Genomic DNA, 24306 nt, shown 5'->3' on the forward strand with positions numbered 1-24306 from the left:
AGACTCCTCCTAGAAGATAATGGCCAATAAATTAGCAATCTCTAATTTAGATTTCAATGAAATTTTGTTTCCCTCGATTTTGCAGTATTCTTGCAGCCCCGACGGTTGCTTAACAGGATGTTGTTCGTTCATGTCGTCTACCGCTCTCAGTCATCTTCCCCCTGCCCTCCAGACTCCCCTTTTCTTTCGTCTGGACCTGCGCAGCCAACGGCTGGTCGCCCTGACCGACGTGATGCAAACGCCGCTCTACTGGCTCGACGAACCGCGCTCCCCCTGGCCTGCCCAGCTGCCCACCGATCTGCGCCTGCCCATCGAGCAGATGCTGGCCAATGGTCATGGCGGCAAACTCTCCCTGCGCTTTGGTGGCCAGCTATGGCACATTGCCATCGCCCACGAGCAGGATGGCTTCTGGCTTATCTGCCTGCAGCACCGGCATCTGGAGCCGGTTTCCGAGCTGGCACTGCAACTGCCGCGCCTTAGCCAGATGGCGAGCCAGCAACAGTATGCTCTCCTGCTGGAAACCCTCAAGGAGAGTCTGGGCGCCGATCGACTCATTCTCTGGCACTATCAGGCCAACGGCGATCTGGGCTGCGAGCAGCTCACTCCCGTCTTTACTCTGGGTGTTGATGGCATCTATCCCATTCGTGGCGACAGCCGCTATATCCGTGCCCTGCGCACCCGCAAATCCCTGAGCTTCTCCGAAGCGGCCCATCAGCCGATGCTGAGCAACCACCTCTATCTGGCCAGTGCCGGCGTCAGCTCGCGCCTCGACGGTGCCATGCTGGAGCAGGACAAGCTCTTTGGCGTGCTTAGCATCGAATATCTCGACCCGACTCCTCTTGGCGACGAGATGCTGCAACTGGTGCGCCACTGCGCCCAACTGCTTGGCCACTGGCAACCGGTGCAGGAGGAGAGCGCAAGCGACCTCGCCCTGCCTGCCGAACTGCACCAGCTCACCGGCATTGACTACTGCAAAACGTTGCTGCAGTGGGCCAAAGCCGCCAGCGGTGCGCGTGCCGGCTGGATCGGCGAGTTCCAGCCACGAGGGCAGGATCTCTGGATCATTCCCCGCTGCGTCCTCAACGAGGAGACCTTCTCCGCCCTCAAGCCCCTGCAGATGGATCCGGGCCCCGGCAGGGAGCTGTTCCAGCACGGGCAGGCTATCTATGTGGAAGATCTGGCGCTGCGCTATCCCAAGGCGCACCGTCTGCTGGCCCTCAATGCCAGGGCCTATATCGGCATCCCGCTGCACAACGCCGGGGGCACGCCAACCGGCCAGCTCACCCTGCTGCTCGACGAGACGCTGAGTGACCCGGAGCCGCTGCTGGATCTCTTGAGCAGCCAGCATGAGCGGGCCGCCATTGAGCTCAAGCGCCTTGCGACCGACGACGCCCTGCGCCTGGCCGAAGTGGCCTTCAATACCCACGATGGCCTGCTGGTGATGGATCACAACGGCATCATCCTCAAGGTGAACCACTCCTTTACCCGCATCACCGGATTTGGCGAGGTGGAGGTGGTTGGCCACTCCATCCGCAAGCTGCGCCCCACCTACTATGGCGATCACCTGAAAGAGGATGTCAGTCGGGCCGTGGCCGAGCAGGAGTTCTGGCTGGGTGAGGAGCGCTGCCTGCATAAGGATGGCCACCTCTTCCCGGTGCGCCTGATGGTGAGCGGCGTGAAGGATGAGCGGGGGGAACTCAGCCACTTCATCTGCAGCTTCTACGACATCACCGAGGAGAAAGAGGCGGCCAGACACATAGAGCAGCTCGCCTACTACGACGATCTCTGCGGCCTGCACAATCGCCGCAGCCTCAACACCATTTTGCAGCGCACGCTGGAGACGTCCGATGGTCAGTGGGGGGCATTACTGCTGGTCGATCTCGACAACTTCAAGTCGATCAACGACTCCCTTGGCCATGCCTGTGGCGATCTGCTGCTGCAGGCGGTGGTGCACCGCTTCAGGGAGCTGCCGCAGGACAATCTGGTACAGGCCCGCATCTCGGGGGATGAATTTGCCCTGCTCTTTACCCAGCTTGGACAGGGTGAGGTGACCGCCAAAATTCTGGCAGAGCACTTCGCACGCGAGTTGATGGGGCTGTTTCGCACCCCGTTCGAAATAGCCGATCACAAGCTGCACTGCAGCGCTTCGGTCGGGATCAGCCTCTTTGCCGGCAACGGCATGGATCACCTCACCCTGATGCAGCAGGCTGACACGGCCACTCACATGGCCAAGCGCGCCGGTCAGGGCAACTACGTCTTCTTTACCGAAGCGATGGCCGAGCAGGAAAAAAACCGCCTCACTCTCACCAACCAGTTGCGCGATGCGCTGCGCCACCACGAGCTGCAGTTGCACTACCAGCCGCAATATCGGGTGGATAACGGCACCCTCTCGGGGGTCGAGGCACTGCTGCGCTGGCAGCGCAGCGATGGCACTATGGTGCCCCCCGGCGAATTCATCCCCATCGCCGAGGAGACCAGCCTGATCCTCGAAATCGGCTACTGGGTGATGAAAACCGCCTGCGCGCAATACAGCTTCTGGCTCAACCGCGGTCTGCAACTCCCCCATCTGTCGGTCAACGTCAGCGCCCGCCAGTTCCACACCCAGGGCTTCGTCCAGCAGGTGGAGTACATTCTGCGCGATACCGGCATCCCGCCCTCCCGCCTGCTGCTGGAGGTAACCGAATCCGTGGTGCTGGAGAATCGCATCGAGAGCATCGCCCGCATGCGCCAGCTCAAGGAGCTCGGCATCCTCATCTCCATCGATGACTTTGGCACCGGCTACTCGTCGCTCGCCTATCTACGGGATCTGCCCGCCGATGAGGTGAAGCTCGACAGAAGCTTCATCCAGACCCTGGTGCACAGCGAACAGGACCGGGCCATCGTCAAGGCAATCCTCGATCTGGCTCAGGTATTCCGCTTTACCGTCACCGCCGAAGGGGTGGAAGAGGAGGCACAGCTGGCCATTCTCAGAGAGCTGGGATGTCAGCATTATCAAGGGTTCCTCACCAGCCGCCCGCTCACCATCAGGGAGCTGGAACAGCTGCTGTACGGCAACGGGCCGGACTAAAGGTGTAGGATCAATAGGGGTTTATGTAATAAAATAACGGCCTGCTCGAATCGTTGGAGTTGTCTATGTCAGTCATTAACCGGATCCCTGCCGTTGAAATCAGTGAACAAGCCGAGAGTCACGGCGCCATTGGCCGGATCCATTCCGTTGAAACCTGCGGTACCGTCGACGGTCCGGGAATACGCTTTATCGTATTCATGCAAGGATGCCTGATGCGCTGCAAGTACTGCCACAACCGCGATACCTGGGATACCGAGGGTGGCCGCGAAGTGACAGTGCCGGAGTTGATGAGTGACATCACCAGCTATCGCCACTTCATGAATGCCTCCGGTGGCGGTGTGACCGCATCCGGCGGTGAAGCCATGCTGCAACCTGCTTTCATCACCGAACTCTTTACCGCCTGCAAAGAGAAAGGGATCCACACCTGCCTCGATACCAACGGCTTCGTCCGTCATCTCGACGAACAGGTGGACAAGCTGCTCGACCAGACCGATCTGGTGCTGCTCGACATCAAGCAGATCAATGACGAGAAACACATTCCGCTGACCCACGTCAGCAACAGGTACACCCTGGAGTTTGCCCGCTATCTGGCAGCCAAAGGCAAGACCATGTGGATCCGCTACGTGGTGGTGCCGACCTGGAGCGACGACGACGAGAGCGCCGAAGGGCTGGGTCAGTTTATCGCCGAGCTGGGCGAGAGCGTCGAGAAGGTGGAGCTGCTCCCCTATCACGAACTCGGCAAACACAAGTGGGATGTGCTGGGTGATCCTTACGAGCTGAGCGGGATCAAGCCCCCCAGCAAGGAGACCATGGAGCGGGTCAAGGGGATCCTTGGCAAGTACCACAACAACGTGAAATATTGATGTGCAAGCAGGCTGACTCGTCAGCCTGCTCTGTTTTCGGGTGGCAGGGATCTGGCTGCCCGGCGTAATCTGACTGCCTCGTGAGTGAACGAATGATGAGTGAAGGACAACTCGCCGCTCTTCTGATCTGGCTGCTGCTACTGACTTTCAGCCTGCGCCGCACCCTGTGGCAACTGCTTCATGACAACCCCCTCTACCAGCATCTACTGCTGGGGAGCGCCATCGCTCTCATCCCGCTCTGGACGCTGCGCGCCGGTCTGCACGACGGACTGGAGGTGCATTTTCTCGGACTCACCACCCTCACCCTGCTGCTGGGCTGGCGGCTGGCCCTGCTCGCCCCCTGCCTGACCCTGCTGGTACTCGATTACTTTGGCGTCACCAATCTGGCCGACTTTGGCTGGCAGGCGCTGGTTGGCATTGCCCTGCCGGTAGCCACCAGCTGGCTGCTGTTTCTGGCCAGCTGGGCCTGGCTGCCGCGCCATCTCTTTGTCTATATCTTCGTTGCCGCCTTTCTTGGCGGCGCCCTCGCCATCTCGGTCAAGGTGGCAGCCAGCGCCCTGCTGATGGGGATAAGCGGCAGCTACCCCTGGCATACCATCACGGCAGACTACCTCTCCATCTGGCCGCTGCTGCTCTTTCCCGAAGCGTTGCTCAACGGCATGGCGATGACGGTGCTCGCCATCTACCGCCCCCACTGGGTCAACACCTTCTTCGATCGCACCTATCTGGGCAAATAACTCCTTTCCCCCATCTGCGCGCATAAAAAAGGAGAGGCCATGGCCTCTCCTTTTGCTATTCCGAATTGTGACAAATCCCGGCTTAGTGCAGCTTCAGGGTCGGACGCAGTACCCGGTTGATGCGACCCACCAGCATGATGAGGCCGGTCTTGACGTAGCCATGCAGGGCGATCTGGTGCATCCGGTAGAGGGAGATGTAGACCAGACGGGCGATGTAGCCCTCCACCATCATGGAACCGCGCATCAGGTTGCCCATCAGGCTGCCCACGGTGGAGAAGCGACTGAGGGATACCAGCGAACCGTGGTCGTGGTAGAGGTAGGGCTTCATCTCGCCACCGTTCATCTTGGCCAGAATGTTCTTGAATGCCTGGCTGGCCATCTGGTGGGCAGACTGGGCGCGCGGCGGCACGAACTTGCCATCTGGCTGCGGGCAGGCGGCGCAGTCACCGATGACGAAGATGTTCTCGTCACGGGTGGTCTGCAGGGTCTCTTTCACCACCAGCTGGTTGATGCGGTTGGTCTCAAGACCGGCGATATCCTTCATGAAATCCGGCGCCTTGATACCGGCCGCCCATACCATCAGGTCAGCTTCAATCAGCTCGCCATCCTTGGTATGCAGACCTTCGGCAGTCGCTTCGGTGATCATGGTGGCAGTGCGCACATCCACACCCAGCTTGACCAGCTCCTGATGAGCGGCGCCGCTGATGCGCTCCGGCAGGGCCGGCAGGATACGGGGGCCCGCTTCCACCAGCGTCACCTTCAGGCTGTCGGTGGTGAGGTTCTTGAAGCCGTAGGCGTAGAGCTGCTCGACCGCGTTGTAGAGCTCGGCAGAGAGCTCGACGCCGGTGGCGCCGCCGCCAACGATGGCAATCTTCACCTTGTCGCCCGGCTGATATTCGGTCGCGAACTGCAGGAAGCGGTTCATCATGCTGTTGTGGAAGCGGTGCGCCTGGGAGGGGCTATCCAGGAAGATGCAGTGATCCTTGATGCCCTTGGTGTTGAAGTCATTGGAAACAGAGCCGATAGCCATCACCAGATAGTCGTAAGGCAACTCGCGCTCGTTGACCACGATGTCGCCACTGTCGTCGTGGATCGGGGCCAGTACGATGCGTTTCTCGTCGCGCTTGATGTCGGTCAGGGTGCCGAGCTGGAAATCGAAACCGTGGTTTTTTGCGTGAGACTGATAGCTCAGGGCATCGATGCCCGCATCCATGGAGCCGGTGGCTACTTCGTGCAGCAGGGGCTTCCACAGGTGGGTGCGGTTACGATCGACCAGAGTGATCTTGGCCTTGTTCTTCTTGCCAAGCTTGCGACCAAGACTGGTGGCCAGCTCCAGACCACCGGCGCCGCCGCCTACAACGACAATATTCATCATGATGATTTTTCCTCGGTTCCTCAAAACGAAAGGGAGCCATTGGCTCCCTAAAACGAAATCGGTCGACGTGATGGATCAGGCTTCTTTGAAGGCCTTCATCCGCTGCAGATGGTGCGAGATGTTTTTGAACTTATGGGTCTCGCGATCATCCCACACGATGTCGTAATAGTTCTTCAATTCACGTTCAGTGTCCCGATTATCGCGCACTTCATCCTGAACGGAAAGGATGCACAGGCAGTTTCCTGAATTTTTCTTACGAAATTCAGTTACACACTTGGTGCCAATATCCTCGTACTCCTCCGGCCGGTCGATCTTGCCCTGCATGTTATCTTCGGGGTGCAGATTGGGGTTGAAGATCACCTGACGAATACCGCACAAAAAGCCGATGCGCTCGCTCCAGTAACCGCCGAGTCCGACACCGCAGATGAGGGGCTTGGGATCTGTGCTCATGTCGAGCTGCTTCTTCACTTCCTTGAGCAGGTGGCTCATATCATGACGGGGGTGAACCGTGCTGTAGTGCACGAAACGCACATCATCATCAATAAACTGCAACTGCAGCACTTTCTCGTGATTGCCGGGGCTGGTGGCATCGAAGCCATGCAGGTAGATGATCATGGATAAGACCTCAGGATCTGTGTCGGTTTTATCGAAACTACCCCAGCGGCAGCCTCACGCGCCACCAAAACATCCAACTTTCTTGCTTTGGATCACGCCAGCCCCTGCAACAAGATGCTGCGCATGAGCCCTTGCCCGGCGCAACACGCAGGCCAGCCCTATCAAAGTGAGAGGCGGTGGCCAAAAATGATACCGCCATTACCAATCTGAGATGCCCGGCTAAGCCCTTTGTCCCTCTTCTTGTGCCTGATCCCGATCCGGATGTGATTGATCCCTCAAAAAAGCCAAACGTTTTCACCACCAGTCACGATTGAGCATGTTTTGTGCACTGACCATGGCCTGCACCGGATCCCTCCCTCCTGCTAATCCGGATGAGCTTGGCGATCCACGCACTCGATAACATCTGTGACCGGGAAAGCCGCGGCTTTCCCTATCTTGCCCCAGCCTGTTGCCGGGGCTCGCCAAGGAGAGATCTGTTGATGAACGAGACCAATCCCCCCGCCTCCCGACCGGGAAAGCGAATACGTCCCGATGACGAAGTGGAGCGCATGCTCCCCGCTGGCCAGCTATTTACCCTCGGCCTGCAGCATGTGCTGGTGATGTACGCCGGCGCCGTCGCCGTCCCACTGGTGATAGGCGGCAGTCTGGGACTGCCCAAGGAGCAGATCTCCTACCTTATCAGTTCGGATCTCTTCTGCTGCGGCATCGTCACCCTGCTGCAGTGTGTCGGTATCGGGCGTTTCGCCGGGATCCGGCTACCGGTCATCATGTCGGTCACCTTTGCCGCCGTAATGCCCATGCTGGCCATCGGTGCCAACCCGGATCTGGGGCTCACTGGCATCTTCGGCGCCACTATAGCCGCTGGTATCATCTCGACCCTGCTGGTGCCCCTGATAGGTCGGTTGATGCCGCTCTTCCCCACAGTGGTAACCGGGGTGGTCATCACCTCCATCGGGATCAGCATCATGCAGGTGGGGATCGACTGGATGGCGGGGGGCAAGGGCAACCCCGAATATGGCAGCCTGCGCTATATCGGCACCAGCTTTGTGGTGCTCGCCTTCATTCTGGCTGTGACCCGCTTCACCAAAGGTTTTTTCAGCAATATCTCGGTGCTGCTCGGGATCATCTTCGGCTTCATAGTAGCCATCGCCATGGGAGAGGTGAGTCTCGACGGTCTTGGTGAGGCGGCCTGGTTTGCCCCCATAGTGCCGTTTGCCTTTGGTTGGCCCACCTTCGACCCCATCTCCATCGCCACCCTGACGGTGATCATGCTGATCACCTTTATCGAGTCGATGGGGATGTTTCTGGCGCTCGGTGACATCGTTGGCCACCCGGCCAGTCGCGGCGATATCGTACGCGGGCTGCGGGTGGATGCCATCGGCACCATCATAGGCGGTGTCTTCAACAGCTTCCCCCACACCTCGTTCTCCCAGAATATCGGGTTGGTGAGCGTGACCGGGGTATCGAGCCGCTGGGTTTGCGTGATGTCAGGGGGGATCCTGCTCGCCTTTGGCCTTATCCCCAAGATGTCGGTGATGGTCGCCTCCATCCCTCCCTTCGTGCTGGGGGGCGCAGGCATAGTGATGTTCGGCATGGTGCTGGCAACCGGGATCCGCATTCTGGCGCGGGCCGACTACAACACCAACCGCCACAATCTCTATATCGTCGCCATCAGCCTCGGGATCGGCATGATCCCGACCGTCTCCGGCTCTTTCTTCCAGCACTTCCCGGCGGCACTGCAGCCGCTGTTTCATAGCGGCATCCTGTTGGCCACCATCAGCTCGGTGGTGCTCAACCTCTTCTTCAACGGCTACCAACCGGATCTGACCCACCAGACCAAGCCACTGCTGGTCGGCCCGGTCAAACCGAAGCAGGAGCAGGCATAACCAACAGGCCCCGGACAACGGTCCGGGGCCTGCCCCTCACATCACCGCTACCCAATCAGGCTGGCAGCTGTGCGAAGCGCTCTACCGCCTGCGCCACCTGCGCCAGACTCCCCTGCCAGAAGGCCGACTGGCGAATATCCTGCCCCAGATGTTTTGCCACCAGCGCCTCGGCGCTCATGCGGCCGGTATCGCGCAGCAGGTCGCGGTACGCCTGCGCCACATTGTCGTCTCCCGCCGCCTTGCGACTCATCAGTTGCTCATACACGCCGAGGCTGAAGAGATAACCGAACAGATAGGGATAGTTGTAAAAACCCAGCCCGGCGATGGAGAAGTGCGCCTTGGCCGCCCAGAACATGGGGTGATAGCGGCAGAGGCTCTTCTCATACCAGCGTCCCCACGCCTCATCGGTCAGCGCCTTGAGGCGGGCCGGCGCAACATAGCCATGCTCCCGCTCGGCCACCAGCCCCCGCTCGAAGTCGAAACGGGCCGGGATATTGACCAGGAAGGTAGCTGCGCCATCGGCCCCGGCCCAGGCAATCGCCAACTGCTCCTCGGGACTTTCTGCCTGCTCGAACAGGGCGCTGCGCACCAGGGTCTCGGCAAAGATGGAGGCCGTTTCGGCCAGCGTCATGGGATAGCTGCGCTGACTCATCGGCAGATCGCGGATCACCCAGTTGTGCCAGGCGTGGCCCAGTTCATGGGCCAGCGTAATGACGTTGTCCATGGTGCCGGCATAGGTGACGAAGACCCGCGGCTCGACCGGTTCGGCAAATTTGGTGCAGTAGGCGCCGGTGCGGCGATTTGGCGTAGGGGCCGCGTCGATCCACCCCTTCTCGGCCATCATCCGGGCAAACTCCCCCATCTCGGGATCGAAGCGGGCAAAGGCAGCTGCAATCAGCTCGATCGCCTCCTCGAACGGGATCTCGCGGCTGCTGGCAGCCGGAGGCGGCGCAAAGAGATCCTCGGCACCCGGATCGTCGATGCCAAGGCGTGCGGCCATCAGCTCCAGCGCCCGCTGACCAAGGGTTCGGGCCTGCCAGGTCTCGCTCATCAGCGTATCCAGGGTGGCGCGCTCGATATGGCTCTGATGACAGGAGAGATCGAGTGCATCGAGCAGCCGCTCGCTGCCGCGCTGACGCGAGAGCTCCAGCCGCCAGCCGTTGAGGGCGTTGAGGATGGCGGCCACCGTCTCCTGCTCTCCCTCCCAGCCAGCGCTGATGGCATCAAATGCTTCCCGGCGCAGGGAGCGCAGCGGGCTGGAGAGCAGATTGCTCGCCTCTGCGAGTCCCATCTCGCGGCCATCGATCACCAGCCGGATCTTGCCCACCAGATCGTTGTAGAGGTTGCCCCAGGCGTGCAGCCCATCGGTACCAAGACCGATCACCAGCTGCTCTGCCGCCACCGGCAGGCGCTGATCCTGCAATCTGCGTTCATGACGCAGGCGATACTCCTCCTCACCAAGCAGGGGATCCGCCATCAGCAGGCCAAATTCGGCCTCCGGCAGCGCCAGCATCAGGTCCTCCACCGGCGCCAGCGTCTTGAACAGATCTGCATTGAGGGCGCGAGCACGGGATGCCAGCTGCTTGGCCTGGGTATCGCGGGCATCCTGACTGCCCCGGCAGGCGGCCAGAATCGCCACGTTCCAGCCGATATGGCGAATGCGGCGGGCACGCAGGCGCACCTCCCGCAGACAATCTTGCCGCGCATCCCCCGCAAGGTCGGCCAGATTGGCGACCAGCGCCGCCAGTGGTGCAAGGGCAGCACGGGCCTCGGCCATGTCGGACTCAAGCTCGGGGCTGTCGAGAGCAGGATAGATATGTTTGTTGTGCCACTGCTGAAGGTATCGGGTTGCTTGCATTGAAGGCTCGTTATGAAGATGTCAAACAGGGAGAGATGGCCGCCAGCGCTTCTCGCTGGCGGCCCCGAAAGATAATGCAGACGCTTATTTGGCTGGCTTGAGTTTGCTTATCAGCGTCATCGCCAGCACCAGCAGCAGGCCCGCCACCACACCGGCCACGGCGTTGAGCAGAGTCGGCGTCACCACTGCCAGTACGGCCCCTACAGTGGGCAGAGTGGCGACAACAGCGGCGGCGCCTTCAATGAGGTGATGGGCGAAAGGCCAACCATGCACCAGAATGCCGCCGCCCACCATAAACATGGCGATCGTCCCCACCAGCGCCAGCAGATGCATCAGCTTGGGCGCCGTACTCAGCAGTCCCTGCCCCACCGCGCGGCGCAGGGCGCTGCCATCGGGCTTTTGCAGCAGATGCAGACCGATGTCATCGAGCTTGACGATCAGCCCCACCAACCCGTAGACCCCGATGGTCATCAGCAGGGCGATACCCGCCACCACCGAGAGCTGCAGGGCGATGCTCGCCCCCTGCACAGTGCCAAGGGCGATGACGATGATCTCGGCGGAGAGGATAAAGTCGGTGCGGATCGCCCCCTTCACCTTCTGCTGCTCGAAGGCCACCAGATCGTCAGGAATGGGGCCGGCATGATGTTCTCCCTCCTCCTGATGAGGCAAAAACTTGTGCGCCAGCTTCTCGGCACCTTCAAAGCAGAGGTAGGCGCCCCCCAGCATCAAGAGCGGGGTAATGAGCCAGGGCACCAGGGCGCTGATGGCGATGGCGGCGGGCACCAGAATCAACTTGTTGCGAAATGACCCCTTGGCCACCGCCCACACCACCGGCAGCTCCCGCTCGGCACGCACTCCGGAGACCTGCTCCGCATTGAGGGCAAGATCGTCCCCCAACACCCCGGCGGTCTTCTTCGCCGCCATCTTGGTCATCAGCGCCACGTCATCGAGCACGCTGGCGATATCGTCGAGCAGGGCCAACAAACTGGTTCCGGCCATATCAGAGATTCCTTATATCAGTGAGAACAACCCCGGGAGAGAGGTGTGCGGTCTGATGACCATCAGGGTCAGCAGGGCCACCTCATGGCGATGGCAGGCCATCATCGGCCGCGCCAGGCAACCGTCGCTCGCCATCTGGGGTTACTTCTTTCGGGCAAAAGATGGCACAGTGTAACGAGAAGCTACCGTTTCGGCAGCACCCCGGAGCCATTTGTTATTGGCCCTCCTCAACACACCAGCAAGGAGTCCCCATGCAGCCCTGGCAACCTCTGCTCTATTTCTGGTTTGGCGACCCGGCCGACGACGCCCTGCGCGCCAAACGACAAGCCCCGCTCTGGTGGGGCAAAAGTAGCGAGACCGATGCCCTGCTGGCCCGGCGCTTTGGCGCGCAGGCAGAGGCGGCCGCCAACGGGGAGCTGGCCGACTGGGCCGACCTGCCCAGTGGCAGGCTGGCGCTGATCCTGCTGCTCGACCAGTTGCCGCGCAATATCCATCGCGGCACACCTACCGCCTTTGCCCGGGATCCGCTCGCCCGCGAGCAGTGCCTCAAGGGGCTATCCCTTGGCATGGATCGGCAGCTCTCGCCGCTGGAGCGGGTCTTCTTCTATCTGCCGCTGGAACACGCGGAGTCCCGCGAGCAGCAAGCCAGAAGCGTGGCCCTGTTTGAAGAGCTGGCCGCCGAGCAGGCGCACTCCCCAGTGAACGAGACCTTCGCGGGCTTTGCCGATTTTGCCCGCCGCCATCAGGTGATCATCGAACGGTTTGGCCGCTTCCCCCACCGCAACGACATACTGGGTCGTACCAGCACGCCGGAAGAAGCGGCGTTTTTGCGGCAACCCGGTTCGGGCTTCTAAACCGGCCAGCCATAAAAAAATCCCCGCCATGGTCATGACGGGGATTTCTCTTTGCACCGGCCAACCCTCTGGTCAGCTCAAGCCATGGTTATGCCTTGGCGGGAGCACTCTCGCCCAGCTCCTCGGTCTCGCCCAGACTGTCTTCGGTCTTGGCGACCACGCTGGCGGCGATGGCGTTGCCCAGCACGTTGGTGGCAGAGCGGCCCATATCGAGGAAGTGGTCGATACCCAGCAGTAGCAGGATGCCCGCTTCCGGAATATGGAACTGGTTCAGGGTCGCGGCAATCACCACCAGAGAGGCACGCGGCACCCCGGCCATCCCCTTGGAGGTGACCATCAGCAGCAGCAGCATGGTGATCTGCTGGGCGGTGGAGAGCTCGATGCCATAAGCCTGAGCGATGAACATCACCGCGAAGGTGCAGTACATCATGGAGCCGTCGAGGTTGAAGGAGTAACCCATTGGCAGCACGAAACTGGCGATACGTTTGTCACAACCGAACTTCTCCAGACGATCCAGCGTCTTCGGATAGGCCGCTTCAGAGCTGGCGGTAGAGAAGGCAAGCAGGATGGGTTCGCGGATCATCGCCAGCAGTTTGATGATGCGGCCACGCAGGAAGGCGCCACCCATGGCGATCAGCAGCAGCCAGAGGCAGGCCAGCGCGATGTAGAACTGGGCCATGAAGCTGCCGTAGGTAACCAGAATACCCAGCCCCTCTTTGGCCACCATGGCGGCAATGGCGCCAAACACGGCGAACGGTGCAAAGTTCATCACGTAGCCGGTCACTTTCAGCATGATCTCGGCAGCACTGGCCATCAGCACCACCACCGGTTTGGCCAGATCGCCCAGCGCCGCAGCGGCCAGACCAAAGAACAGGGAGAAGACCACGATCTGCAGGATCTCGTTGGTGGCCATCGCCTCGACCACGCTTTTGGGAATGGCGTGGGTCACGAAATCTTTCAGGGTAATCGCGCCGGCAGAGATGCCAGAGGTAGCGGCATCATTGGGCAGGGAGAGGGAGAGGCCCACACCCGGCTGCATCAGGGTGACCATCACCAGACCCAGGCTCAGGGAGAGCAGGGAGGCCAGCATGAACCAGCCGAGGGTTTTGGCACCGATACGACCCACAGTGCGGGTATCACCCATCTTGGCGATGCCGACCACCAGGGTGGTGAAGACCAATGGCGCGATGATCATCTTGATCAGTCGCAGGAAGATATCGGTCAGGATCGTGATGTTGTTTGCAAAGTCTGCCGCCTGATCGGCAGCAAACAGGCGATAGCCCTGGCCGGTAAGGATGCCAAGCAACATCGAAATGAGGATGGCGACCGTCAGTTTATTCATTTTCATGGGGGAGTCCCGGTTTTGATTGGTGCAAGCCGTTGACAGTGGCATGGGAGCCACTACAGTCCGTTTTTGTGATCCGAGCCGTTGATTCCTGGCGGCTGGTATGCTGGGAGAATGCCTAAAAGCAGGGGGTAAATCTAGAGGCTTACTCCAGAATTTTATGCTGCCGTTAGATGTATGTGATATGGATCTTGCAACAAACCAATATTAATCACCGTTTATTTTAATATCAGCAAGATATTTGGTGGAAAGCGACTGTTCATTAATTGCCCGCTTTAGCAACCGGAAGATAAGCAGGGCCGAGATGGTGTGCTGTACCTGCATCTGCGCCATGAAGGTGTCCGGCTCATCCTCGTCAAAGCCGAACATGGGGCGCTCCGGGGTCACCCTTATCGCATCGCGCGCAATGGTCAGCTCCTCCACCTGCAGCATGGGGTAACCCTCCCGCTGCGCCAGCTCCCCTGCCCGCTTGAGCACATATTTGCGGGCCGTCTCCCTGTCCACCAGACCGTTGCCGACAAACTCCAGCTGCCACTTGTCAGGCGCAAGGCGGGTCTCGGAAAAGCCGGTGCGACCGTTCCAGAACGACTTCTCCTGCTGATATGGCGTGGCACAGCCACCGAGCAGAAACGAGAGCAAAACCAGAGATCGCCAGATGGATGCAGAGAGAGACACGATAATCCCCGTCAGGGCAGAACAGTGCCGCTACTACAGCACAGCGCAAGGGGGATAGACAATCGCAGCAACGGCAAAGAGCAGAAAAGAAAAAAGGCCTTGTCGTTTGACAAGGCCTTTTCCGGGGAATGATGGTCGGCGTGAGAGGATTTGAACCTCCGACCCCTGACACCCCATGACAGTGCGCTACCTGGCTGCGCTACACGCCGACGAAGTCAGTCTGAGCTGACGGGGGCTGAGTTTATGGAGATGGCCCAGCCCTGTCAACAAAGAAACGCCGCCAATTCCCCGACAATGGTGCGTTCGCCTGCTTTGCGAACAATCAGCGGTTAAAGGTCAGCCGCTTGCCCAGGATCTGGTCAGTGACCTGCCCGTTTTGCCAGGCGATCTGGCCGTTCACCAGCGTCATCTCCACCGTGCTGTGGAAACGGTAGCCGTTGAAGGGCGACCAGCCACAGTGGTAGAGGATGTTGTCATCGTTGACCACATAGGGCTTGCCCAGATCCAGCAGCACCAGATCGGCAAAGTAGCCCTCGCGGATGTAGCCGCGATCCTGCACCTGAAAACGCTCGGCCACCGCATGGGAGGTCTTCTTGACGATGGTCTCCAGGGTGAACACGCCGTTATGGTAGAGCTCCAGCAATGCCTGCAGGGAGTGCTGCACAAGCGGCACACCGGACGGCGCCTTGAAGTAGCTGTTCTGCTTCTCCTCCCAGGTATGGGGGGCATGGTCGGTGGCGATGATGTCGAGTACGTCATTGCGCACCGCATCGAGCAGCGCGTGCTGATCGGCGGCACTCTTCACCGCCGGGTTGCACTTGATCTGGCTGCCGAGGGTGTCGTAATCGGCTTCGTTGAAGAACAGATGGTGAACACACACCTCGGCGGTGATGTTCTTGTCTTTCAGCTCACTGAGATCGTGACTGGCGGTAAAGAGCGACAGCTCCTTGGCGGAGGTCAGATGCAGCACATGCAGCTTGGCACCATACTGCTTGGCCAGCGCCACCGCCATGCTGGAGGATTTGTAGCACGCCTCGTCACTGCGAATGCGACCATGCTCGCCCATCGGCACATTCTCGCCCCACTTGGCCCGCGCCGCCTCTTCGGCTTTGGCGATGGTCGGGGTGTCTTCGCAGTGAGTAACGATCATCACCGGACTCTCGCGGAAGATGGCTGCCAGGGTCTCCTGATTGTCCACCAGCATGTTGCCGGTCGAGGAGCCCATGAACACCTTGACCCCGCAGGATTGCTTGGGATCGAGTCGCTTGATCTCTTCCAGGTTGTCGTTGGTGGCGCCCAGATAGAAGCTGTAGTTGGCAACGGAGGAGTTGGCGGCGATCTGGTATTTGGCTTCGAGGGCATCGAGGGTGGTGGTCTGGGGATTGACGTTGGGCATTTCCATGAAACTGGTGGTACCACCGGCGACGGCGGCCCGGGATTCACTGGCGATGGTCCCCTTGTGGGTCAGCCCCGGCTCCCGGAAGTGGACCTGATCATCGATCATTCCGGGGATGAGGTGGCGACCTGCGGCATCGATCACCACCGCATCGTGCGCGTCGATATCGGGTGCGATGCGGGCAATCCGTTCCCCCTCGATCAACACGTCGGAGGCATAGATACGGCCTTCGTTGACCAGGGTGGCATTCTTGATAAGCAGTTTGTTCATGGGGGGTTCCAGTTCCTTTGCCGATAATCGCGGGTCATAATAGCGCAAAACTGCCCTTTCTCTGTAGCAAGGCCTGACTGATGAAGTTATTTGTAAGAGATTTGACCGTGATCGACTCCAGCTACCTCTGCGAACGCCGCGGCATGGTAGGTGAGAGCTGGCTGGTAGATATCGAAATGAGCGGCGAGCTCAACGAGATGAGCATGTTGCTGGACTTCGGCCGGGTAAAGAAGCTGATCAAGTCGATCATCGATGACGAGGTGGATCACAAGCTGCTGGTCCCGACCGAGTGCCCTCTGGTGCATGTCGAGACGCTGGAAGATGGCGAGAGCTGCGTCGATCTGCTGCGCCCCGGCCGCTCCATCCACCTGCGCTGCCCGACCCAGGGTTTTGCCTTTATCCCTGCCCCGCAGGTCGACAAGGAGTCGGTCACCCGCTACCTGCTGGCGGTTCTGGCCAAGCGGCTGCCGGGCAACATCAAGGATCTGTCGCTGACCCTGCGTCAGGAAGCCATCGATGGCCCCTTCTATCACTACAGCCACGGCCTGAAGAAGCACGATGGCAACTGCCAGCGTATCGCCCACGGCCACCGCTCCCCCATCGAGATCCACATTGATGGCGAGCGTGATGGCGAGCTGGAGCTTAACTGGGCCGAACGCTGGGCCGATATCTATCTCGGCACCGATGAAGATAAAGTTGCCCTCGCAGAGCTGGCCCTCAGTGCCCGTGCCAACGTTCAGCTGGGTGAACACCACACCGGCTTCAAATATGTGGCTCCACAGGGGCTGTTCCAGCTGGCCATCCCCACCACCGAGGTGGAGATGATCGACACCGACACCACGGTCGAGCTGCTGGCCTGCTACATCGCCCGTGAAGTGAAGAAGATGGTGGGCGACAAGTTCGTCAAGATTGTCGCCTATGAAGGGGTCGGCAAGGGCGCCATCGCCTACGCCTGATCCTCTTGTCACTGTCACAAACAACAAGGCCCCGCAGCTGCGGGGCCTTGTTGTTTCAGCCTGTTGCCATCAGGCGCTCAGGCGGAAGCGCTTGACCAGGCTCTCCTGCTGCTCGGCGAGGGAGTCGAGCTGCTGGCTGGTCTGGGCCACCCGCTCGATCCCCTGATAGTTGAGATCCGAGATATCGGAGATGCGGTTAAGGTTGGTGGCGATGTCGGCGCTGGTCGCCTGCTGCTGCTCGGCGGCAGAGGCAATCTGGCTCGACATGTCGCTGATGAGCACCACGATCCCCTGCACCTCCTCCATGGCGTTGTTGGCGTGGGAGCTCTGATCCATGCAGCTGTCCATCTCGCGCGAGCACTCCTGCATCACGGTCACCGCTCTGGCGACCCCCTGCTGCAGGTTCTCGATCATCGTCTGGATCTCGCTGGTGGATTGCGCGGTGCGCCCCGCCAGACTGCGTACCTCGTCGGCCACTACCGCAAATCCGCGCCCCTGCTCGCCAGCACGCGCCGCCTCGATGGCCGCGTTGAGAGCCAGCAGGTTGGTCTGCTCGGCGATACCACGAATGACGTCGAGGATATTGCCGATCTGGCTGCTCATGCTGCTCACATCGCCAATCACCTTGCCGGTCTGTTGCAGCTTGCCCGCCAGCTGATGGGTGGTGGTGATATTGCCCGCCATCACCTTGCGCCCCATCTCGGAGGCCTTCTCCACATCCATCACCCGCTCCAGAGTCTGGTTGGCAGCCTGCGCCACCTCGCGTACCGAAGCTTCCATCTGGGTCATGGCGGCGGCGACCGAGGCGGTCTCCTGCCGCTGTTTCTCCAGATCGGCCCGCACCGATTCGGTGGTATGGCGGTTGCCATGGGCGGCATCGTTAAGCTGGGCAGATGCGTTGGATAGCTGGGCCAGCACCTCCCCCATCTGTTCGATCAGCAGGTTGAGCTGGCTGCCCAGCTGACCAAATTCGTTCTTGCTCTGAAAGCCGATGCGCTGGGTCATGTCGCCGCGAGTCACCTCGGAGAGGACTCGCAGCAGCTCCCGCAGCGGACGGCGGATCGCCTTGCCCAGGGTGTAGGCCACCAGCATGGCGATCAGAATGGCGACCACTATGCTCGCCCCCTGAGTCAAAGTGCTCTGGCGCTGCACCTCTTTGGCATGCTGGATACTGCCGTTCATCAGCTGCTGGCTGCTCGCTGTCATCCGCTCCAGCCGGTTCTGGATCTCGACGATAAGAGCGCTGGCCTGCTTGCTCTTCTCCCGCATCAGCTCCTGCTGCTTCATCAGCGCCAGATACTGGGCCAGCACCCCTTCGCTGGCGGTGGTGTCGCGCACGAAGCCGTGAACATAATGGCCCATGTCGTTCTCGAAATTCTTGAGCTCACCCTGCAGATCCTTGATGGTGCTGTTGAACCCCTCGATCTGCATCTTGTTGCGCTTGAGCGCCCCTTCGATGGGAGCCGGGATGGTCTGGTTGAGCGCATCCATGGTGGAAAGTTCGATGGCGGAGAGCTTGGTGGTCAGGGTCTCGGAGAGCATCTTGATGAAGCTGTCGTCGATGGTGATCATCATGTCACCCAGATTCTTCTTGAACTGGGGCAGACTGACCTGAAACTGCCCCTTGGCCAGATTGACCTTGTGCAATCGGGTGAGCAGCGCCTCGTGCTCACCCGGCAGGGTATCGGTCAGTTCCAGATAACTCGCCACCTGCTCGCCAAGGGCGGTCATCTCGCCCTGCAGCTCGGGGTGTTCGGCCACCTGCTGACGCAAGGCGGCCAGGGTCTTGTCGACCTGCGCCTTGGCCTGTTTCAGCTCGGCCACTTCGGCCGGCAGCTGTTTGGGGTCCTGCTCGGTCAGCACATCCCCGAGCCACTTGTTGGCACTGAGTAGGCTGATCTGGGTCTGACTGCTGGCGATCACCAGCGGCATCGACTGCTGGGTAACCTGTTCCAGCGCCCCGCCGAGGGTCTCCTGACTACGAAATGTGAGCAGTGAGCTGGCCACCATCACGGCCACCAGAATAGCGAAGCCGAGATAGACCCGCTGCAAGATGGAGAGATCCGACATTGATTGTTTCATTATTATCCCGCTGTATATGCAAAAGTCCCTTGCCTGAGTACCCCGTCCTTTTGATACCCTGCAGACCACCCTGAACAGGCGCTACAGATGACGTCCCTCCGGCTATCGGTATTTTTAACAATAACTGAAGGGAATGGGACATCAGCTGTGTCAAATCTCGGCTTGTGTCACACTTGCCGTGCAGCGCGGAGCCGCTTGGGATCCAAATTCGATTTTCTTTTTCTCATAAGGGAGTTAGCCATGGCGCAAGAAACCATTTTCAGCAAAATCATCCGCAAAGAGATCCCCGCCGACATCCTTTATCAGGACGATCTGGTGACCGCTTTCCGGGACATCCAGCCCAAGGCCAAGACCCACGTGCTGATCATTCCCAATGTGCTGATCCCCACCGTCAACGATGTGGAGCCGGAGCACGAGCAGGCCCTTGGCCGGATGTTCACCGTGGCCCGCAAACTCGCCGCCGACGCAGGTATTGCCGAGGATGGCTACCGCCTCATCATGAACTGCAACCGCCACGGCGGGCAGGAGGTCTACCACATCCACATGCATCTGGTCGGTGGCCAGCCGCTGGGACCGCTGCTCAGCCTGTAATGACTCGCTACATCACTACCTGCCGCAGCGCCCTGCTGCTCTGCGGCGCCCTGCTGTTGCTGGGGGGCTGCGCCTCCCGCTGGCAAGACATGTTCGTCTCCTACTCCGATCAGATGGTGCCATTGCGCAACCAGCTGCTGCTGGGCCATGCCGCCGAAGCGCTGCCCGAGGTGCGCGACTCCACCCTCGGCGATGACACCTTTGTCCTCGATCGCCTTGAAGAGGGGCGCATCGCCTGGCTCGCCGGTCAGGATGCGGGCAGCAAGCAGGCGTTTTCTGCCGCCGACAGCCGCCTTCAGTGGGAAGACAATCAGGCCGAATACCGGCTGAGCCACGGTCTGGATCAGGTGGGCAGCCTGCTCACCAACGACCAGTCGATGGCCTACCTCACCCCCGATTACGAACGCACCATGCTGCACCACTATCTGGCCCTCAACTACCTGCAACGAGGGGATGCCGATGGCGCCCTGGTGGAGGTACGCCGGGCCAATCAGGTGCAGGAGCAGGCCCTGAAACGGCGAGCTGACGAGGTGCGCAAGGCAAAGGATGAGAGCGAAGAGGCCGAGACCGAGGGGGAGATGCGCCAGCTGATGTCGCGCGGTGCACCCGAGCTCGACCGGCTGATCGGCAAGGTCAAGAACGGTTTTCAGAACGCCTATACCTTCTACTTCTCCGCCGTGCTCTATGAGGCAACGGGGGATCTCAACGACGCCTGGGTCGATTACCAGCGCGGCTACCAGATAGCTCCGGACAACCGCAGCCTGCAGGATGCCTTGCTGCGTCTGGCGGTGCTGCGCGGCGCGCCGGACGAGATCCGCGCGACCGAAAAAAAGGTGGGTCGCAAAGCGCCACCCTCCGCTAAAAATCAGGGCCAACTGGTGGTGCTGTTTGAAGATGGCCTGATCCCGGCGCGGCGCGAACTCTTCCTGCCGCTGCCCATCTCCACCTCCCGCGGCGATTTTCGCACCTTTACCGTAGCCATCCCCTATTACGATAATCGGGCCAGCGATACGGGGCCGCTCACGGTCACGCTCGGCAAACGGGTCGAGCAGACCAGCGAGCTGGTCAGGCTGGAAGCGCTGGCCGCCAAGGATCTGCAGGAGCGGCTGCCCGGTATGCTGACCCGCCAGGCGCTGCGGCTGGTGGCCAAGGAGCAGATGCGCCGCACCGCCACCAAAGAGGGGGGCGATGTGGGCAATATTCTGGTGGGGATCTTCAACACCCTCTCGGAGCGTGCCGATACCCGCAGCTGGCTGACACTGCCGGCGCAGGCATCGAGCTGGCAGGGGATGGTGCCAGCGGGTGAGGTGAACCTCACTCTGGGAGCGGGTGCTGCCCAGCGCCAGTTGCCGCTGACCATTCATAGCGGCCGCACCACCCTGGTCTGGGTTCAGCGCCTCGGCGCCGGCCTGACCACCCGGGTGATGCCGCTCTGAGCAAGACGATTAACCGGGCAGCCCCCAGTGCTGCCCCACTCACTCCAATCAAGGAGAGCAAGATGAAAGCATACGGGTTGGCCCTCGGGCTCGCGCTGCTGCTGACCGGCTGCGCCACCAACACCTCCGGCGTGGCGCTCTATGGAGCACCGGGCGCCGCAGCGGTGGCGGAGCAGCATCAAAACGTCAACGTCACCCTGACCGAGCTGAGCCGCCGTGAACAGAACGGACTGCTGCAGGTCAATGTGGCCGCCGCCAGCACCCAGCGTGGCGACAACAAGCTGCAATATATGTTCTATTGGTATGATGAGGCCGGTCAGGAGGTCGCCAACGACGGTCGTGGCTGGACACCGCTCAAGCTGCATGGCTATCAGACCCGCACCCTGTCTGCCCTGGCGCCGAGCCCGACCGCCCGCGGTTACCGGATTTATGTACGTGAAGTGATTGAGGAATCCTACTGATGAAAATGAATCATGCCCTGCTGATCCTGACCGGCGCCCTGCTGCTGGGCGGCTGCTCCAGCACCACGGTCAGCTACGGTGATCCGACCGAAACCGAAACGGTCACCGTCGATTACGGCTCAAGCGATCTGCAGGCTATTGCCGACAAGATGGCGGATTCCATGCTGGCCTCCCCCGCCACCAGCGAGATCACCGCCGGCGGCCGTCCGGTTATGTTCATGGACTCCATCCGCAACAAGACCTCCGAGCACATCGATACTGAAGCGATCACCGACACCATCCGCACCAAGCTGCTGCGGGCCGGCAAGTTCCGCTTCGTCGACATGAGCAAGGTTGCCGCCGTCAAGCAGCAGCTCGAATATCAGCAGAGCAGCGGCATGGTTGACCCGGCCTCCATGGTACGACTGGGCAAGCAGACCGGTGCCCGCTACATGGTCTATGGCAACCTCGCCAGCATCGTCAAGGACAATGGCAAGGTGAAGGATGTCTACTACCAGATGACCATGAACCTGATGGATCTGCAAAGCGGCGAACTGCTCTGGGCTGACCAGAAAGAGATCCGCAAGCAGGCGAAGAAGTCCACCTTTGGCTGGTAAGGCTAATCCGGTGATGCTCGCCCCCGACGTTTTGCTCGCCACGCTGCCCGTCCCATGGCGGGACGGGACTCTCGAGCCGCTCGGCGCGGGCCTCACCAACAGCAACTATCGACTGCGCCTCCCTTCGGGGCGCAGTTACTTTTTGCGCCAGGGCCACCCGGACCCGGTGCGCCTTGGCATCGACCGTGCCACCGAGTGGCGGCTCTATCAGGGCGCCATGAAGTCGGGTCTGGCACTGCCCTGCCATTACCAGGATCCCGCCAGCGGCCTGATGCTGCTGGAGTGGTGCGACGAGCCAAACTGGCTAGAGGCTGCGCCCTCCGTCGCCGAACAGCCCCGTCTGCTGGCTGAGGTGCTGCGCAAGCTGCATCGCCTCCCCCTTCCCTCTGTGGTGATGGCGGTACGTGCCCACGCCGCCGGTTATCGCGCCCGGCTGGCTCAGGTACCGACCTGGTTGCCGGCACTGGAGCGCAGCCTGCTTGCCAGCCGCGAACCCGACGATTGCTGGCGACCTTGCCACCATGATCTCAATCCGGCTAACTTGTTGGGTCACGCGCCCTGGGTTATCGACTGGGAGTACGGTGCGGCAGGCCATCCCGGCTTTGAGGTGGCCAGCATCCAGCGCACCCACGACTGGCCCGAAGAGCAGCGCCTGGCGCTGGAGGAGCACTATCTGCGCTCGCTACCACGTCATCAGTGGCCTGATTTTCAGAGTGAGGCGTTCATCCCCTGGGTCGACTATATCGGTCTGCTCTGGGCCCTGCTGATGGCGGAACAAGACGCTTCGCCCGACTACGACACACTGATTGCCCTCAACCGGCAACGACTGGAGTGACAGATGATCAACAAGGTGCGCTGGCACAAGCCAAAAACCTGGGGTCTGCTACTGCTCGGCCTGCTGCTGACCGGCTGCTCGACCCGGGTCATCTACTACTGGATTGATACCGCCATCATCTGGCAGCTGGACGACTATTTCGTCCTCACCTCCCCCCAGAAGGATCTGCTGAGCCGCGAGGTCAAAGGGCTGATGGCATGGCACCGCCAGCACGAGCTGCCCCGCTACGCCCGGGATCTCGATACCCTCGCCAAAGCGGTGGCCAGCCCCATGACACCGGAGCAGATCTCCACCAATCTCGATGCGGTGCAGCAGAGCCTGACCCGCACCCTGGAGAATGCCATTCCCCGTACCGTCAGGCTGGCGAGCACCCTGAGCGATGAGCAGGTGACCCGCTTCATGGCCGATCGGCTCAAGCGCCAGCAGGAGCGGCAGCAGGAGTTCGCCAGCGAACCCAAAGAGAAGATGCTGGCGGAGTTTCGCGACAAGATGAACCAGCGCCTCGAGTACTGGATTGGTGAAGTGAAACCGGCGCAAGCGCCACTGGTGGCCCAATGGGCCGAGTGGCAGTACGAGCTGATGCCCCCCTGGCTCGAGTTCCAGACCTCCTGGACCAAAGAGCTGGACAGGCTGATGCAGCAGCGTCAGAGCCCCAACTTCACCCGCGAGCTGACCGAGCTGCTGGCACAGGGGGATGGCATGATGGATGGCCGCTTCACCGGTTATACCGAGCAGTCGCGCCAGCGCACCGTCAACTGGCTCTGCGCCATGAGCCAGTCGCTGGATCTGGCCCAGCGGGCCCATCTCTACTCCCTGCTCAAGGGCTATGCCCGCGATTTCCAGCAGATGACCGGGAGCTGACCAAGGGGTTTCAGAATAATCCTAATTGGGCGGCAAGGGTTGTCCCGCCTGCGCCGCCTGTGGTAGTTTCCCCTTTCCATTTATCGGGAATACCCTTTTGCGCCTTATCGACAAAGTCAAACTGGGGCTGGTGGCACTCGTTGTCTCGCTCACTCTGCTTTGTTCCATCAATGTGATGGAAGGCCCGCTGCTACCCGATCAGCAACAGACCCAGAGCCTCTCGCAAGCGAGCGAGAGCGACGATGGTGTCATCAAGTTTGTTGCGACCAACCAGAATCACCTGCTGCGTTTTGAGCAGTCCCTGCGCAGCGACAACCAGCCCAAAAATGTGGTCTACGAACTGATCCAGAGCTGGTCTGCCCAGGCAATTCTGCTGGTGCTGCTTGGCTGGCTGTTGCTCGCCGCCCAGCTCTACCACAAGCAGCGCTTTCGCGATCCCTTCGCCACCATTCACCGCCACCGGCTGCAGCGCCAGTATCTGCAGTACCGCTTCACCCAGAGCTATCTGAGCGCCTGACCCCGAGGGGTTGGCGCATCCACTGTTTGCT

General features: G+C 60.7%; 21 protein-coding genes and 1 tRNA gene. 13 read left to right on the top strand and 9 right to left on the bottom strand.

Features of this window, described 5'->3' with window-relative positions:
* Positions 1 to 130: 130 nt before the first annotated feature.
* The 3 genes from BS300_RS06350 (at position 131) to BS300_RS06360 (ending at position 4667) form a co-directional block, all read left to right on the top strand.
* A complete protein-coding gene (locus BS300_RS06350) occupies positions 131 to 3067 on the top strand; it encodes an EAL domain-containing protein (protein WP_071911566.1) in 2937 nt (978 codons plus the stop codon).
* A 65-nt stretch (positions 3068 to 3132) separates the two neighbouring features.
* On the top strand, positions 3133 to 3930 hold the full coding sequence (gene pflA, locus BS300_RS06355; protein WP_042033423.1) for a pyruvate formate lyase 1-activating protein: 798 nt from the start codon (positions 3133 to 3135) through the stop codon (positions 3928 to 3930).
* Positions 3931 to 4025: 95 nt separating this feature from the next.
* Positions 4026 to 4667 (top strand): energy-coupling factor ABC transporter permease, encoded by a 642-nt coding sequence (locus BS300_RS06360; RefSeq protein ID WP_071911950.1) that lies wholly within the window; start codon positions 4026 to 4028, stop codon positions 4665 to 4667.
* 82 nt (positions 4668 to 4749) lie between these two features.
* Here BS300_RS06360 and BS300_RS06365 read toward each other — a convergent pair whose 3' ends face one another.
* Both BS300_RS06365 and ycfP read right to left on the bottom strand, forming a co-directional pair.
* A complete protein-coding gene (locus BS300_RS06365; RefSeq protein ID WP_041209916.1) occupies positions 4750 to 6042 on the bottom strand; it encodes an NAD(P)/FAD-dependent oxidoreductase in 1293 nt (430 codons plus the stop codon).
* Between the two features lie 75 nt (positions 6043 to 6117).
* On the bottom strand, positions 6118 to 6657 hold the full coding sequence (gene ycfP / locus BS300_RS06370; RefSeq protein ID WP_043851948.1) for an alpha/beta hydrolase YcfP: 540 nt from the start codon (positions 6655 to 6657) through the stop codon (positions 6118 to 6120).
* A 479-nt stretch (positions 6658 to 7136) separates the two neighbouring features.
* Here ycfP and BS300_RS06375 point away from each other — a divergent pair, with 479 nt between their 5' ends.
* Positions 7137 to 8543 (top strand): nucleobase:cation symporter-2 family protein, encoded by a 1407-nt coding sequence (locus BS300_RS06375; protein WP_071911567.1) that lies wholly within the window; start codon positions 7137 to 7139, stop codon positions 8541 to 8543.
* A gap of 55 nt (positions 8544 to 8598) precedes the next feature.
* Here the strand turns inward: BS300_RS06375 and BS300_RS06380 are convergent, their stop codons facing one another.
* A complete protein-coding gene (locus BS300_RS06380) occupies positions 8599 to 10401 on the bottom strand; it encodes a M3 family oligoendopeptidase (RefSeq protein ID WP_071911569.1) in 1803 nt (600 codons plus the stop codon).
* A gap of 84 nt (positions 10402 to 10485) precedes the next feature.
* Positions 10486 to 11400: a DUF808 domain-containing protein gene (locus BS300_RS06385; protein ID WP_071911571.1), complete on the bottom strand. Its 915-nt coding sequence runs from the start codon at positions 11398 to 11400 to the stop codon at positions 10486 to 10488.
* 251 nt (positions 11401 to 11651) lie between these two features.
* On the opposite strand from BS300_RS06385, the gene BS300_RS06390 reads away from it, so the two are divergent.
* The gene (locus BS300_RS06390; RefSeq protein WP_071911573.1) at positions 11652 to 12254 is read left to right on the top strand and encodes a DUF924 family protein; all 603 of its coding nucleotides are present in this window, start codon (positions 11652 to 11654) and stop codon (positions 12252 to 12254) included.
* Positions 12255 to 12342: 88 nt separating this feature from the next.
* On the opposite strand, the gene BS300_RS06395 is transcribed toward BS300_RS06390, so the two are convergent.
* The 4 genes from BS300_RS06395 to BS300_RS06410 all read right to left on the bottom strand — a co-directional run bounded on the left by BS300_RS06395 (position 12343) and on the right by BS300_RS06410 (position 15940).
* Positions 12343 to 13602, bottom strand: a complete 1260-nt coding sequence (locus BS300_RS06395; RefSeq protein ID WP_041209911.1) for a dicarboxylate/amino acid:cation symporter — start codon at positions 13600 to 13602, stop codon at positions 12343 to 12345.
* Between the two features lie 204 nt (positions 13603 to 13806).
* Positions 13807 to 14238 carry a hypothetical protein gene (locus BS300_RS06400; RefSeq protein WP_071911953.1) on the bottom strand — a complete coding sequence of 144 codons (432 nt, stop codon included), beginning with the start codon at positions 14236 to 14238 and terminating at the stop codon, positions 13807 to 13809.
* A gap of 168 nt (positions 14239 to 14406) precedes the next feature.
* A tRNA-Pro gene (locus tag BS300_RS06405) sits at positions 14407 to 14483 on the bottom strand.
* A 113-nt stretch (positions 14484 to 14596) separates the two neighbouring features.
* Positions 14597 to 15940 carry a dihydroorotase gene (locus BS300_RS06410; protein ID WP_042033408.1) on the bottom strand — a complete coding sequence of 448 codons (1344 nt, stop codon included), beginning with the start codon at positions 15938 to 15940 and terminating at the stop codon, positions 14597 to 14599.
* Between the two features lie 80 nt (positions 15941 to 16020).
* Between BS300_RS06410 and BS300_RS06415 the strand changes: the two genes are divergently transcribed.
* Positions 16021 to 16896, top strand: a complete 876-nt coding sequence (locus BS300_RS06415; RefSeq protein WP_071911575.1) for a 6-carboxytetrahydropterin synthase — start codon at positions 16021 to 16023, stop codon at positions 16894 to 16896.
* A gap of 69 nt (positions 16897 to 16965) precedes the next feature.
* On the opposite strand, the gene BS300_RS06420 is transcribed toward BS300_RS06415, so the two are convergent.
* Positions 16966 to 18978 carry a methyl-accepting chemotaxis protein gene (locus BS300_RS06420; protein ID WP_071911577.1) on the bottom strand — a complete coding sequence of 671 codons (2013 nt, stop codon included), beginning with the start codon at positions 18976 to 18978 and terminating at the stop codon, positions 16966 to 16968.
* A gap of 240 nt (positions 18979 to 19218) precedes the next feature.
* On the opposite strand from BS300_RS06420, the gene hinT reads away from it, so the two are divergent.
* The 7 genes from hinT to BS300_RS06455 all read left to right on the top strand — a co-directional run bounded on the left by hinT (position 19219) and on the right by BS300_RS06455 (position 24275).
* The gene (gene hinT, locus BS300_RS06425; RefSeq protein WP_071911579.1) at positions 19219 to 19569 is read left to right on the top strand and encodes a purine nucleoside phosphoramidase; all 351 of its coding nucleotides are present in this window, start codon (positions 19219 to 19221) and stop codon (positions 19567 to 19569) included.
* On the top strand, positions 19569 to 21005 hold the full coding sequence (locus tag BS300_RS06430; RefSeq protein WP_071911581.1) for a hypothetical protein: 1437 nt from the start codon (positions 19569 to 19571) through the stop codon (positions 21003 to 21005). The genes hinT and BS300_RS06430 overlap by 1 nt, the downstream gene beginning before the upstream one ends.
* Before the next feature lie 62 nt (positions 21006 to 21067).
* Positions 21068 to 21466 (top strand): YcfL family protein, encoded by a 399-nt coding sequence (locus tag BS300_RS06435; protein ID WP_071911584.1) that lies wholly within the window; start codon positions 21068 to 21070, stop codon positions 21464 to 21466.
* Entirely contained in the window at positions 21466 to 22062 is a 597-nt protein-coding gene (gene lpoB, locus BS300_RS06440; RefSeq protein WP_033113381.1) for a penicillin-binding protein activator LpoB, read from the top strand. Before BS300_RS06435 ends, lpoB begins: the two co-directional genes overlap by 1 nt.
* On the top strand, positions 22052 to 22897 hold the full coding sequence (locus tag BS300_RS06445; protein ID WP_239693807.1) for a phosphotransferase: 846 nt from the start codon (positions 22052 to 22054) through the stop codon (positions 22895 to 22897). The genes lpoB and BS300_RS06445 overlap by 11 nt, the downstream gene beginning before the upstream one ends.
* 3 nt (positions 22898 to 22900) lie before the next feature.
* Complete coding sequence (locus tag BS300_RS06450) at positions 22901 to 23758, top strand: DUF6279 family lipoprotein (RefSeq protein WP_071911588.1); 858 nt, start codon at positions 22901 to 22903, stop codon at positions 23756 to 23758.
* 97 nt (positions 23759 to 23855) lie between these two features.
* Positions 23856 to 24275: a hypothetical protein gene (locus tag BS300_RS06455; protein ID WP_071911590.1), complete on the top strand. Its 420-nt coding sequence runs from the start codon at positions 23856 to 23858 to the stop codon at positions 24273 to 24275.
* Positions 24276 to 24306: the final 31 nt, after the last annotated feature.

Origin of the sequence: Aeromonas sp. SCS5, assembly GCF_001887375.1 — a bacterium.
GTDB classification, from domain to species: domain Bacteria; phylum Pseudomonadota; class Gammaproteobacteria; order Enterobacterales; family Aeromonadaceae; genus Aeromonas; species Aeromonas jandaei.

Bases quoted from the DNA above. Each gene is read 5' to 3' on its own strand.
- BS300_RS06350 (WP_071911566.1), top strand. From the start codon at position 131: ATGTCGTCTACCGCTCTCAGTCATCTTCCCCCTGCCCTCCAGACTCCC.
- BS300_RS06375 (WP_071911567.1), top strand. From the start codon at position 7,137: ATGAACGAGACCAATCCCCCCGCCTCCCGACCGGGAAAGCGAATACGT.
- BS300_RS06395 (WP_041209911.1), bottom strand. From the start codon at position 13,602: ATGAAAATGAATAAACTGACGGTCGCCATCCTCATTTCGATGTTGCTT.
- BS300_RS06380 (WP_071911569.1), bottom strand. From the start codon at position 10,401: ATGCAAGCAACCCGATACCTTCAGCAGTGGCACAACAAACATATCTAT.
- ycfP (WP_043851948.1), bottom strand. From the start codon at position 6,657: ATGATCATCTACCTGCATGGCTTCGATGCCACCAGCCCCGGCAATCAC.
- lpoB (WP_033113381.1), top strand. From the start codon at position 21,466: ATGAAAATGAATCATGCCCTGCTGATCCTGACCGGCGCCCTGCTGCTG.
- BS300_RS06415 (WP_071911575.1), top strand. From the start codon at position 16,021: ATGAAGTTATTTGTAAGAGATTTGACCGTGATCGACTCCAGCTACCTC.
- BS300_RS06450 (WP_071911588.1), top strand. From the start codon at position 22,901: ATGATCAACAAGGTGCGCTGGCACAAGCCAAAAACCTGGGGTCTGCTA.
- BS300_RS06435 (WP_071911584.1), top strand. From the start codon at position 21,068: ATGAAAGCATACGGGTTGGCCCTCGGGCTCGCGCTGCTGCTGACCGGC.
- hinT (WP_071911579.1), top strand. From the start codon at position 19,219: ATGGCGCAAGAAACCATTTTCAGCAAAATCATCCGCAAAGAGATCCCC.
- BS300_RS06365 (WP_041209916.1), bottom strand. From the start codon at position 6,042: ATGATGAATATTGTCGTTGTAGGCGGCGGCGCCGGTGGTCTGGAGCTG.
- BS300_RS06390 (WP_071911573.1), top strand. From the start codon at position 11,652: ATGCAGCCCTGGCAACCTCTGCTCTATTTCTGGTTTGGCGACCCGGCC.
- BS300_RS06430 (WP_071911581.1), top strand. From the start codon at position 19,569: ATGACTCGCTACATCACTACCTGCCGCAGCGCCCTGCTGCTCTGCGGC.
- BS300_RS06360 (WP_071911950.1), top strand. From the start codon at position 4,026: ATGAGTGAAGGACAACTCGCCGCTCTTCTGATCTGGCTGCTGCTACTG.
- BS300_RS06385 (WP_071911571.1), bottom strand. From the start codon at position 11,400: ATGGCCGGAACCAGTTTGTTGGCCCTGCTCGACGATATCGCCAGCGTG.
- pflA (WP_042033423.1), top strand. From the start codon at position 3,133: ATGTCAGTCATTAACCGGATCCCTGCCGTTGAAATCAGTGAACAAGCC.
- BS300_RS06420 (WP_071911577.1), bottom strand. From the start codon at position 18,978: ATGAAACAATCAATGTCGGATCTCTCCATCTTGCAGCGGGTCTATCTC.
- BS300_RS06410 (WP_042033408.1), bottom strand. From the start codon at position 15,940: ATGAACAAACTGCTTATCAAGAATGCCACCCTGGTCAACGAAGGCCGT.